At 42.9% G+C, this 12,557-nt stretch carries 10 protein-coding genes and 1 pseudogene; 7 read left to right on the top strand and 4 right to left on the bottom strand.

The genetic code is table 11. The features are described 5' to 3' along the window. The first annotated feature begins 474 nt into the window (after positions 1-474). Entirely contained in the window at positions 475-2,418 is a 1,944-nt protein-coding gene (locus J8L84_RS07885; RefSeq protein WP_211070204.1) for an EAL domain-containing protein, read from the top strand. A gap of 120 nt (positions 2,419-2,538) precedes the next feature. Here J8L84_RS07885 and J8L84_RS07880 read toward each other — a convergent pair whose 3' ends face one another. Both J8L84_RS07880 and zigA read right to left on the bottom strand, forming a co-directional pair. After that, the gene (locus J8L84_RS07880) at positions 2,539-3,231 is read right to left on the bottom strand and encodes a DUF1826 domain-containing protein (RefSeq protein WP_211070203.1); all 693 of its coding nucleotides are present in this window, start codon (positions 3,229-3,231) and stop codon (positions 2,539-2,541) included. Next, a pseudogene (gene zigA, locus J8L84_RS07875) lies at positions 3,231-4,433 on the bottom strand (zinc metallochaperone GTPase ZigA). Before zigA ends, J8L84_RS07880 begins: the two are co-directional and overlap by 1 nt. Before the next feature lie 710 nt (positions 4,434-5,143). On the opposite strand from zigA, the gene ppiC reads away from it, so the two are divergent. Next, positions 5,144-5,422, top strand: coding sequence for a peptidylprolyl isomerase PpiC (ppiC, locus tag J8L84_RS07870; RefSeq protein WP_013786522.1), 279 nt, complete (start codon positions 5,144-5,146; stop codon positions 5,420-5,422). 86 nt (positions 5,423-5,508) lie between these two features. Here ppiC and J8L84_RS07865 read toward each other — a convergent pair whose 3' ends face one another. Next, positions 5,509-6,207, bottom strand: a complete 699-nt coding sequence (locus tag J8L84_RS07865) for a hypothetical protein (RefSeq protein WP_211070201.1) — start codon at positions 6,205-6,207, stop codon at positions 5,509-5,511. Positions 6,208-6,316: 109 nt separating this feature from the next. Then, positions 6,317-6,493, bottom strand: a complete 177-nt coding sequence (locus J8L84_RS07860; RefSeq protein ID WP_138118173.1) for a DUF6435 family protein — start codon at positions 6,491-6,493, stop codon at positions 6,317-6,319. Between the two features lie 443 nt (positions 6,494-6,936). Between J8L84_RS07860 and J8L84_RS07855 the strand changes: the two genes are divergently transcribed. From J8L84_RS07855 to speA, 5 genes are all read left to right on the top strand, one after another. Further along, the gene (locus tag J8L84_RS07855; RefSeq protein ID WP_211070200.1) at positions 6,937-8,094 is read left to right on the top strand and encodes an NAD(P) transhydrogenase subunit alpha; all 1,158 of its coding nucleotides are present in this window, start codon (positions 6,937-6,939) and stop codon (positions 8,092-8,094) included. 2 nt (positions 8,095-8,096) lie between these two features. Then, complete coding sequence (locus J8L84_RS07850; protein ID WP_013786518.1) at positions 8,097-8,381, top strand: NAD(P) transhydrogenase subunit alpha; 285 nt, start codon at positions 8,097-8,099, stop codon at positions 8,379-8,381. 11 nt (positions 8,382-8,392) lie between these two features. Continuing rightward, positions 8,393-9,781, top strand: coding sequence for an NAD(P)(+) transhydrogenase (Re/Si-specific) subunit beta (locus J8L84_RS07845; protein ID WP_082746103.1), 1,389 nt, complete (start codon positions 8,393-8,395; stop codon positions 9,779-9,781). Between the two features lie 246 nt (positions 9,782-10,027). After that, complete coding sequence (locus tag J8L84_RS07840; protein WP_211070199.1) at positions 10,028-10,462, top strand: arginine decarboxylase; 435 nt, start codon at positions 10,028-10,030, stop codon at positions 10,460-10,462. Between the two features lie 115 nt (positions 10,463-10,577). Further along, entirely contained in the window at positions 10,578-12,488 is a 1,911-nt protein-coding gene (gene speA, locus J8L84_RS07835; RefSeq protein ID WP_211070198.1) for a biosynthetic arginine decarboxylase, read from the top strand. Positions 12,489-12,557 lie beyond the last annotated feature (69 nt).

Genomic DNA, 12,557 nt, shown 5'->3' with positions numbered 1-12,557 from the left:
TGCTTGAAGGGTGTTTGTTTAAGCACCTAGATATAAAAGAAACCCTCCGTACCGGAGGGTTTCTTGTTTATACGTAAAATAAAACGCATTATTTACTTCCCTCCAGTAACACATTCACTTTATTGAAAACCCTACTACGTCTTTTTTTGCTGCCACTCTAAGTGTTATTAGTATGGCGTTTACATCGTTGATGCGATCTGCGGTGCCGAGTAAGTGTCCCAGTACTTCGAACGTGCCATTTTTAACATAGACCTCCAGAGCTTATATTGGTCTTTGTCAGCATAGGTTACGTATCTAAAATCGCATAAAGTGTACCGTTAGAAATTTTAAAACTTATTAAGCGTTTGCTTAAACACGATTACCTGCTATAAATTCAGTAGTATAACTCTGAAAAATAATCGTTCGCCGCTAGCGTACATACATGGAACAGTGGCTTGCTTACAGCGAGCACGTATAGAAAGAGCAGTTTGAACAATGGATGCGAAAAACAGTGGCATAAGGAAGGCGTTACCTGTTTTAACGTTTACGTTTTTCGTATTTGCGCTAATACTGGTTTGGTGCTTTTTTACGCTTAACCACAGTAATTTCTTTCATCAATTAAATGTTCGGCATTTCAAATATACGTCTGAATTAAGTGATCAAATTTCTGCGCCCGCAGAGCTTTTTTCAGAAGCACACCCTGTTAAATTAGATGATATTCGTCAAACCATTCTCAATATTCGTCGACAACCGTTAAATTGTTTGTCGATGATTGGCAATACCGAACGTTTTATCATGAAGATTATTGGTACCGAGTCGGTTATTGATATATGTACTCGCGATGTTCAAAGTGCGAATAACTCATTGTCTGCATTGGCCGATTATGAAGCGGGTGATATTAGTCGCAAAACACTTCAAGATCAGATAGTAAAATCACTTGAGGAGTTTAGAACAAACTCTTCTGATTTTGAGATTCCCGTCGAAAAAACCGTTAATTTTGTCGCCAACATTACCCTTTCTATTATTATTTTATCATCAATAGTTGTATTGCTATTTGCCGTATTTATTTCTCGTGCTGTGTCATCTGGATTAACCAGCAGAGAAGAGGCAATGAGAGCCTTAGCGGAAAGCGAGAAACGTAATAAAAAAATGGCGCATACCGACGCCTTAACGGGGCTTCCCAATAGAAACTTACTTGAACATACCATAGATAAAGCCATCAATATGTCAGAGCGAAATAGCTTACCCTTCGCGGTTATGTTTATCGATCTCGACCGCTTTAAAGACATCAATGATAGCCTCGGCCATGCGTTGGGAGATAAACTTCTTGTCACTATGGCGCAGCGAATTTCTGATGCAATTCGCGCTACTGATGTGGTGGTTCGCTTCGGCGGAGATGAATTTGTGGCAGTAACGGATTGTTTTGAGTCAATTGAAACCATTGATTTCATTGCCCATCGAATATTGGACACCATCAGTAAACCGGTGAAGCTTGCGAATAACGACTGCTATATCACTGCCAGTATAGGTGTAGCCTGTTACCCTCAAAACGGTTCCAACTCTTCATTGCTGCTCAAACATGCTGACACCGCAATGTACCAAGCTAAAGATGCGGGCAAAAACCAATATCAAGCATTTGATAAATTATCGGCCATTAAACAAAACCGCAAACTAAAACTGGTTAACCAGCTTCATCATGCTATTGAAAACAATGAGTTCAGCTTGGTTTACCAACCCATCATAAGGCTTGCCGATGGGGTAACAGTTGGCAGTGAAGCACTATTAAGATGGACGAACCCCGATAACGAAGCCATTGGACCTGACGAATTTATTCCTATTGCCGAGCACTCTGGGCAAATTATTGATATTGGGAATTGGGTTTTGCAACAAGCCTGTGAACAATGCAAAGCGTGGCACGATGCGGGTGCTATGCATCATGCAATGGCTATAAATGTGTCTTCACATCAGCTTAAAGATCAGCATTTCGCGCAAAGACTCGAAGATATTCTGGCTAGCTTATCGTTGTCTGCAGAGTGTATACATATTGAGGTAACCGAGAATATCGCAATTATGGAAGAGCAAGCCTGCGTAGCATCACTGTACAGGCTATCTGAGCTAGGTGTTCAACTGTTACTCGATGATTTTGGTACAGGCTACTCGTGCTTAAGCTATCTTAAAAATTTACCTTTTGATGTGTTAAAAATAGACAAGAGTTTCATGCCTGCGAATAACACGATTGCCACAACCATTATTGCAATGGGACATGAACTGGATATGGAGGTAGTAGCTGAAGGGATTGAAACTGATATGTGTTACGCAATGCTACAGAAACTAAACTGCCAATACGGACAGGGGTATTTGTTCCAAAAGCCAGTGCCTGCTAATGAGTTTGATATCTACAAGCAATATAAATGTAGCGTTCCTGAAGCGGTTGAATAACGTAAACTTTAAGTGTTTACAATCGGTTGGCTTAGCGAATTGCTACTCAGCCAACCACTTGTCACTTACACGCGAATGCGAACAGCTTGCGTGCTTTTAATCGATAAATAAGTCAATTAGTCAATCCACCAAATCTAGTGTCATCACAATACGAGGTTGGCTGCTAGAAACCGGTGGTGAACGATGCACTATTCCGGCGTTCTCATTATCGTGCCACAACTCTCCTTTTAAAATAGCCACATCCCCTGTTCCCAAAGTTTGTATATCTTGGGCTGTGCGATACAAACCCGAATTATCATCGGTTAACGCACCGCTTTTATGGCCAAGCATTTCTCGGTCGGTGTTATTGTGTTCTAGCCACTGACTGCCAGGCCCAACAAAGGTAGTCACTAACCGGCAAGGTACTCTATCAACATGAAAACGAGGGCACATGGCTTTGTCTAACGTTGATAATCTAAAGCCAACGGTTTTCGCTTCAAACAAGCAGGTAAACATGTCGACGAGCTCTGCTATATAGGCATGTAATTGAGGTGCAAAAGATTGGTCATCAGCTAAGGTGCGAATATGGGCCTCGGCTGAATCTGAACTCAGCTGCCTAGCCGCAGTCAGCTTGCCGCCATTTTTTACAAAGGTAGTTAATGAGGCTACAAAGTTCTCGTCTAAATGTCGCTGCCAAATCGCAATATTACACTCATCGTTATAGATATCGGTAAGCACAATAGGCTCTACTGATGTACTCGACTTTTTAATGCGCGTATCAGCACTTGAAAGTGCGGTTTCAGATAAAGGGCTAGCCGCTAGCGTCTGTGTCATTACAATCCCTCCCAACGCGGAAATGGGTCGGGCAGGGTACGCCAATAATCTACCCCTTTTATAAGGGCATCATCATCTAATAAGCACGTGTCGAGGGTTTTGGTGATTGTCGCCTCATCTAAGTTTTGCCCAATAAACACCAACTCTTGACGCATATCGCCAAAAGGCTCCATCCATTGTTTGTCAATCGAGGCTAGGTACTCTTCATCTTCAGGCCACTCAGACTTAGGAAGCGCCTTCCAAAACATACCGCCGTAGCCGTAATGTGCAATGCCGCCAGCTTAGCTCCACTGACCTGCGCATTCAGGGCGCGAGGCTAACCAAAAGTAGCCTTTAGAGCGTAATAATTTTCCGTAATTTTCGGTGGTATGTAAAAAGTTATAGAATTTTTGCGGGTGGAAAGGACGGCGTGCATGGTAACTAAAGCTGCTAATGCCATACTCTTCGGTTTCTGGTGTGTGTTCACCGCGCATTTCCTTAAGCCAGCCTGGAGCAAGCTGGGCTTTTTCAAAATTGAATAGTTGTGTGCCTAACACCTCATCAATATCGATGTTGCCTTTATTGATAGGAATTATCTTGGCGCTTGTATTCAGGCTTTTCAAAATGGCAGTTAAATTCGCCACATGAGTTTCATCAACCAAATCTGTTTTGCTAACAAGGATAACGTCGGCAAACTCTACTTGGTCAACAAGCAAATCAGCTACACTACGCTCGTCTTCTTCGCCAAGAGACTCACCGGTTTCTTGTAAATATTTGGCTTCTTCGTAGTCTTTACTGAAGTTAACCGCATCAACCACAGTCACCATGGTATCTAAGCTAGCGATATCTGATAACGACACACCGTCTTCATCGGCAAAGGTGAAAGTTTCTGCCACGGGAAGCGGTTCTGATATACCTGTGGACTCAATAAGCAAATAGTCAAAGCTGCCTGTTGCCGCTAACCGATTTACCTCAAGAAGTAAGTCTTCGCGCAAAGTACAACAAATGCAGCCGTTACTCATTTCAACCAGCTTTTCTTCACTGTGGTTCAGGGACACATCGTTTTTAACGATAGACGCATCTATGTTCACTTCACTCATATCATTAACAATAACGGCTACACGTTTGCCTTCGCGATTATTAAGAATGTGACTGAGAACCGTCGTTTTGCCTGCACCTAAAAAGCCAGACAACACAGTAACGGGAAGTTTTGCGTTGTTCATTATAATTCACCCACAATGATTAAGGTTTATATTGTTACAATATAACATATCATAAGTGCGCGATTTGAGAATAGTGAATTTGTGCTCTGATTAATAAAAGGTGCTGCACGACGAGGGAACAAAAGACATAGATAAGCGCAAAAACAACGTGCCTATTTATTACGACACAAACCGGCGTACTTCATCCAATTTGGACAGGTGTTGGCATCGTCGCAGCGCCATCTAACGCCACTTAAATCATATTTATCTTTTAAAAGATAAGGCTTAGATTCTAGGTTGATGATCTCGATATACTGGTAGTTTTCCCAGCGAATGAAGCAGGCATGTGAACCTGAGTTCACGGGGCGTATTCTTATTTCAATGCCGTTAGGATTGGAGCGTGTGATTAAGCAGCTTGTTGCGCCGCACTTGTCAGCTTGCACAATTAAAGGCGCAAAAATCAATGCGAAAAATAATAGGACAACAATTAGGCGCATATACGCGTAAATCGCAATACTATTTGCTGGCCCACAATGCCTCTCCTGCCTTAACGTAAATAATACCTTTAATACAATTCTAGCGTGGTATTGGCAGTTTGCTTGCCCAATAAGGTTACATGTCAGTGTGAAGCGCTATTATTAATCTATTGGGGTATCTTTTAAGCCCGTGCAAACGCAAGGTAGTGAATGGGGTATACTTACACCGTATAACATTAATTAATAGGTATCTTGATGGCATCTGCATCCGCGTTACACATTCTAGTTAAAACTGAAAAAGAAGCTTTTGCGATATTAGAGCAACTTAAAAAAGGGAAAGATTTTAGTACCTTAGCAAAGCGCCACTCAACTTGTCCTTCGGGGAAGAAAGGCGGCGATTTAGGTGAGTTCCGCCGCGGCCAAATGGTAAAAGCGTTTGACGATGTGGTGTTTAAAAAAGAAGTGTTAAAAGTACACGGGCCAGTTAAAACCCGCTTTGGTTATCACTTAATAAAAACCCTATATCGAAACTAGGTTTATAGTAATCAAGAGCATCTAGTAATCAAAAGCATCTATTAATCAGGAGCGTCGCAACTCAATCGAACTACCCACACCCTACGTTACGGCACCCAACGTTCGCCACAAACGCCATGTTTGGTATAAATACGGTAAGGGCTGTTAGTGCTGTGAATATCTTCACGTAATGCTTTGCCATGGTCTACTTCAATAAATGGAGTGCTAGACGCTGTACCTTGGCTATCTAACACGTAGTAGCGTGACGCGTACTCCGTTAATTGCATCTTATTATTCTGAGCAACGTCGGTAAGGCGTACGCGGGTAACAGCTTTAAATCGAGTATTGGGGTCGGTAATTGAGAGCAGTTTTTTATAAAAATAGCCTTTGTCAGCTTGATGCTGAGAAAACGCGTTAAGAACGTTAATTAACGCTTTAAGCCCAATGGCTTCGCGCTGCAGCATAAAATCGTGTTGAGTATGCTTTGTGTTTTGCGCTACTTGGCCTGCCGTGTATACCTGCTTTTCTTCTAAGCCTGTCAGGTAGTCTTGGCCTTCCTCATTGTAGTTAATCAAGGCTGCGGTATTCATGTTTATCATGTAATCGCTGATGCCGGCAGGTAGCACTTCAAAGAGTAATACATCAGGGGTAACCACACCGCGCTCTTCTGGGGCTTGCGGGCCTTTCGGTATGCAACTATCAGAAATGAAATAGTAGTATTGACCCGCATTCATTGCATGCGCAGAAGGCTGGAAGATTGCTAGGATAATCATAGTTGCTAAACAGAACAGAAAACACTTACTCATAACGCAAACCCGCAACAGCTAGGCGTCACATAACTCGCATTATGCAATACCGTAAAATAATGTGGCTATTGTAACCTGTAAGAGGGCTCGGTCGATAGCGAACCTATTTTTATTTGGCGCCTTTCTCTATAGCTTGTATTTCACTCCATAAGGTTTCCGACTCTTCCGTAATTTTAGCGTAGCTTTTCATATCACCGTTGCGTTGTGCCAGCATGGCTTTTTCTAGCAAAGTATCGTACTGCTTTCGCATCTTCTTAGTTGGACTAGATTTAAACATGCCAAACATAGGAGTTTCTCTTTATAGACGAATAGGGTTATTACATTAGCTGAGTGTAGCGTGATCACGTGACATGTTTTAAATATTTGTAATGAAAATCTAGCTTCGCTGCCTATCAATACTAAATTCAATACTTGTTAATTCACAAAATTAATACTCTCTTCGAACTGCATTAATTTTAGCTATGCCAATCCCATATAAATTCTAGTTATGACTCGTAGCAAAATAATACTAGTTGAGCATGTGTAAATGCCGTAAGTTCTTTCGCTGAGTGATAAAAGTGGTGAGCATTGGTGGCTACTTTTATGACTTTTAAAAGAAGTGTTTTAGCGTAAATGAGGGATGAAAATAGTTTTGATTTCCAAAAGGCATGTTAAGCATAAGTGAATAAAATGGCTTGTTCATCTATAAAGGATGTCATTCTCGTGGAGCCTGGACGTGAGGAGAAGCGTGTGAAAATCATAGTATTAAACGAATCGAAAATACCGATGCCACTATCAAATGTGGAGAAGCGCTGTGCAGTAACCCCATCAAGTGTGCAACGCTTGGTGAAGAAAGGGGCTGAGCTTCACATAGAAAGTGGGGCGGGTTTGTTATCGGGATATGCCGATAACGAATATGTGGATGTAGGTGGAATTATTATTGATGATGTGAATAGTGCATTATCAACAGCCGATATGCTTGTAAGCGTAAATAAACCGGCTGAATCCCAACTGTCGGTGATGAAAAAAGGGGCCATTGTGGTTGGCCATCTTGACCCTTTCTTTGAGCAACCGCTGGTTGAGTCAATAGCAAACAAAAGCTTAACGGCTATTTCAGTTGAAATGATCCCCCGCTCATCTCGAGCCCAAAAAATGGACGCGCTAAGTTCACAAGCGAGCCTTGCTGGTTATGTCATGGTGATGCAAGCGGCGAACTACCTACCTTCTATATTACCTATGATGATGACGCCGTCGGGCACAATAAAGCCAGCAAAGGTATTTATTATTGGTGCCGGTGTGGCTGGCTTGCAAGCCATAGCGACTGCAAAACGCTTAGGCGCAAATGTATTGGCTTACGACACTCGCCCAGTTGTTGCTGAGCAAGTGGAATCTTTGGGCGGTAAATTTCTTAAAATCGATATTGGTGAAACTGGTCAAACTAAAGACGGCTACGCCAAAGAACTCACCGATGAACAAAAAGCCAAGCAGCAAGACGCGCAGCGTGATGCTATTGCTGATTCAGATATTGTTATTACCACGGCACAGCTATTTGGTCGCAAACCACCGGTGTTAATTAGCAAAGATACCTTGGCACTAATGAAGCCAGGTAGTGTGGTAGTTGATATGGCGGCCCAATCTGGCGGTAACGTTGAAGGTTCGGTGGCGGGTGAAGTAGCACAAGTGAATGGCGTAACAGTGATAGGCACAGGTAACTGGAGCCAAGCGGTTGCCCGCGCAGCCACCGATATGTACGCGAACAATATTTATAACTTAGTAGATGAATTCTACGACACCGAAAGCAACGCTTTTGGTTTGAATTTAGACGACGATATTTTAAGTGGCTGTGTTATTGCTCATGGCGGCGCAATTACCAACGACATGTTAACCAACGCCTACAAAGGAGCGTAATCATGGAGATTATCTATTTACTGTTTATTGTGCTGCTTGCTGGTTTTCTAGGGTTTGAGTTAATTCGCAAAGTACCAGCGACGTTACACACGCCATTAATGTCGGGCTCTAATGCTATTTCAGGTATTACGTTAGTGGGCGCATTGGCCGCGTCTGGTGGCGACAACAATGTGTTGACCACGGTATTAGGAACGGCGGCAGTCGCACTTGCCAGCATAAACGTTGTGGGTGGTTACTTGGTAACCGATCGCATGCTTAGCATGTTCAAAAAGAAAGATAAAAAATAAGGAGTATGCAAGTGAATGATATCGAAACCATAATCAATCTTGCGTACGTTGTAGCCGCAGCGTTATTTATTTTAGGGCTAAAATTACTTAGCCATCCAGATACAGCAAAAAGAGGTAACTTTGTTTCTGCTGTAGGTATGTTGATTGCCGTGGTAGTAACATTGCTCGACCAGCAAATTATCACTTACCAATGGATTATCTTAGGTGTTGTAATTGGTGGTGCCTTTGGTGCTTGGAAGGCCAAGTCGGTTGAAATGACAGCCATGCCAGAAATGGTCTCGTTGTTTAACGGATTTGGTGGTGCAGCCTCATTATTGCTTGGTTGGGCTACGTTGTCTGGCATGAGCATGGTTGCACTTCAAACCGCCACGGCGTTTACGTACATTACCTTGTTCTTCACAATTTTAGTGGGGGGCGTTACTTTCTCTGGCTCCGTGGTAGCGTGGGGTAAGTTGTCAGGCAAAATGTCATCTAAAGCCGTTATTTTCACCGGTCTTCGGGAGCTTAGCGTACTGCACCTTATTGCTATGCTGGTAGTGGGGTACTTTTTTACCACAGAACCTCAAAATACCCTGTGGCTTTACTGCGCTATTGCGCTGGCGTTAAGCTTCGGTCTATGGGCAACTATCTCAATTGGTGGCGCCGATATGCCAGTGGTTATTGCCTTATTGAATAGTTATTCAGGGGTAGCGGCTACGGCGGCAGGTTTAGCAACCGGCAACACCATTTTGATTGTTACTGGTCTATTGGTGGGCGCTTCAGGTCTTATTCTTACTAACATTATGTGTAAGGCGATGAACCGCTCGTTAATGAACGTGTTGTTGTCTGGGTTTTCGAAACCTGTGGAAGCGGGTGAAAAAATTGAAGGCGAAATTAAGATTTTGTCTGCCCAAGATGCATTTTATGTATTAGAAGCGGCGCAGTCGGTATTGGTTGTTCCAGGTTACGGCATGGCGGTAGCGCAAGCACAGCATGCAGTACGTGAAATGCAGTCATTATTGGAAGAGAACGGATGCACAGTAGATTACGCTATTCACGCGGTAGCAGGGCGTATGCCTGGCCACATGAATGTTCTACTCGCCGAAGCCGATGTTCCGTATGACCAATTGTACGAAATGGATGACGTTAACCCGCGTATGGAAAACTACGACGTGGTTATTGTTATTGGGGCTAACGATGTGGTTAACCCTGCCGCGAAAGAAATGAAAGGTAGCCCCATTTACGGTATGCCAGTTATTGAAGCGTATCGCGCTAAAACCGTATTCGTGCTTAAGCGTTCTGCAAATGCTGGTTTTGCTGGTGTAGATAACCCGCTCTTCTTTAAAGATAATACCCGTATGGTATTGGGCGATGCAAAAGAAACCATTAACAGCATCGTGAGAGAGTTTGGTGACGATTAAGGTATAAAATATCAGTGGCAGGTATGAAAATGCCTGCTACTGTTTATGCTCTCAGTGATAGATGCTACATATAAGCTTTTGTTTCTTTTTTATTTAGTTTATTTTTTCCCACTAAATTTACCTGCCAGTAAGCACCATTTTTTTCAGCGAAAAAGATGAGACATTTCTTGTACAACGACAATAATCACCTTTACCATTGCACATGCTACTTTAGTCGAGCTATTGAAAGGGATTGCAGTTAGTCAGATGTCAAAACAGCATTATCACATTGAAGTGTTTCAAGATCTTATTTTGGTAACACTGCGCGGGCGTTGGGATATGAATACCAACATTCAATATCTAGCAGCTTTTGGTGACACGCTCAAAGCAAGGCGAGGAAAAGCCTTTCATGTCATTGTAGATATGCGCTCTTGGGAAGTGCCGCATTCAGAGTCTTTTGCTCGAATGAAAGCCCCTATTCACCTCGATAGGCGCAACCAAAAAATCGAAATCTGGCTTGAGGATGACAACACCGTCTCCGATCACATAGCCGCAAAATTCTTTAATGAGCAAAACTTCACATTGCACCGTACCAAAGACCATGATTCGTTTATGACACAGGTAGACGTGGTGTTTGATCTTGAAACTAAGGCCTATGTTCAGGATTGGGTTACGGCGAGTGCTGTCGATAAACAAAATTAGTCGAGACAATCGATATTTTACGTAGCGCCACACTATACGTTGTCTATAATACCGCCCTATTTCGCATTAATTTCTGAACAGCAGCGTTCAGCATAGTTTTTAAAAGGTGACTACATTGTCAGATTGGAGCATTGAAGAAGCAGAGCGCGTCTATGGCGTGTCTCAATGGGGTGGCGGCTATTTTCAAGTTGGTGAAAATGGTAACGTGCATGTAACTCCAGTTCCTGATGATCCCAGTATTCGCATCGATTTTAAATCGGTTGTTGAAGAGATTCGAAAAGAAGGGGTTCAATTCCCTGTAGTGGTGCGTTTTCACGATATTTTGCGCTCTCAAGTCGCTAGTTTAAACAAAGCGTTTCGCAGCTCTATTGAAGAAGCTGAGTACAAAGGTCTTTACCAAGGCGTATATCCGGTAAAAGTAAACCAGATGCGTGAAGTGGTAGAAGAAATTGTAGAGGCCGGTGCACCTTTTAATTACGGTTTAGAAGCGGGCTCAAAAGCTGAGCTGCTTACCGTACTTGCCATGAATACCAACGAAGATTCTCTGACCATCCTAAACGGCTACAAAGACGACGAGTTTATGCGCTTAGCATTATTAGGTAGAAAGCTTGGTCGCAAAATAGTAGTGGTGGTTGAAAAGTACAGTGAACTATTGCTGTTGGTAAAAGTGTCTAAAGAACTGAAAATAGACCCTATTATCGGCGTGCGCGCTAAAATGACGGTGAAAGGCCGTGGTAAATGGGAAAGCTCGGGTGGCGAGCGTGCCAAATTTGGGCTTACCATCACGGAAATTATTAAAACCGCCCGTTATCTTGAAGAACAAGGCATGTCTCATTGCCTTAAGTTACTGCATTTCCACATTGGTAGTCAGCTAACCGATATTCGTGCCGTAAAAGAAGCGATGACCGAAGGCGCGCGTATTTATGCCGATTTGCACAAAATGGGTTTCCCACTAGATTATGTTGATGTAGGTGGCGGCTTAGGTATTGATTACGATGGTAGCAACTCTACTAACGAGTCTTCACGCAACTACAGCATGCAAGAATACGTCGCCGACGTGGTTTACGGCATGAAAGAGATGTGCGACCTAGAAGGCGTTCCGCACCCTAATTTAGTGAGTGAAAGTGGCCGAGCCATTACCGCCCACCACAGTTGTGTAGTGACCGAAATTGTAGGCGAAATTAAGTCGAATGCGGCTCAAATCGACACGTCTGCAAATGAAAACGAACATGTATTTTTAAAAAATATGCGTGAGTTGTCAGACGATTTCGAGAATCAAACCAATATGCACGAAGTGTATAACGATGCATCGCAATATAAAGAGCAAGCGCTAGGTGCTTTTAAATTGCGCGTGTTGTCGTTGGAAGAATTGGCAAAAATTGAAACCCTTTACTGGGATATCATGGCGCGTTTGCAAGTATGGTATCGCAAAGAAGAATATGTACCGGAAGAACTGCAAGAATTAGATTACAGCTTGTCGTCGCAATACTTATGTAACTTCTCGGTATTTCAGTCTGCCGCTGATACATGGGCCATTGACCAGCTGCTACCCGTAGTGCCGCTTACGCGTATGAACGAAAAGCCTACGGTGAACTGCTCATTGGTTGATATTACTTGTGACAGTGACGGCAAGATTGATCAGTTTTCGATTGGCCGTGAAATTACCGATGTATTACCGATGCACCCGCTTAAGAAAGATGAGCCTTACTATATTGGCCTATTCCTAACTGGCGCGTATCAAGACGTAATGGGCGATATGCACAACTTGTTTGGTCGTTTGAATGAAGTTCACATCTTTAGCTACGATGACGATCCTGAAGACTTTTACATTGAAGAAGTGGTGAAAGGCTCTTCTGTAGAAGATGTTCTGAACATTATGCAATATAACCCACGTGCCATGGCATCTGATGTGAAACGTCTTATAGACAGACAAGTGTCAGGTGGGAAAATTAATCCGAAAGAAGGGGTTCGCTGGACCGATTTTTACGAAAATTGCTTAAGCGGTTATACCTACTTAAAGCCGTAATTTAGGCGCTTTAACGTAAACCTTACGCATGATGGCGCTTTTAACCTGTAATAGAAAATGGGTTTTAAG

It is taken from the genome of Alteromonas sp. MMG017, from assembly GCF_018100795.1.
In the GTDB taxonomy this organism is placed as follows: domain Bacteria; phylum Pseudomonadota; class Gammaproteobacteria; order Enterobacterales; family Alteromonadaceae; genus Alteromonas.
This window is presented reverse-complemented; position numbering and strand designations above follow the sequence as displayed.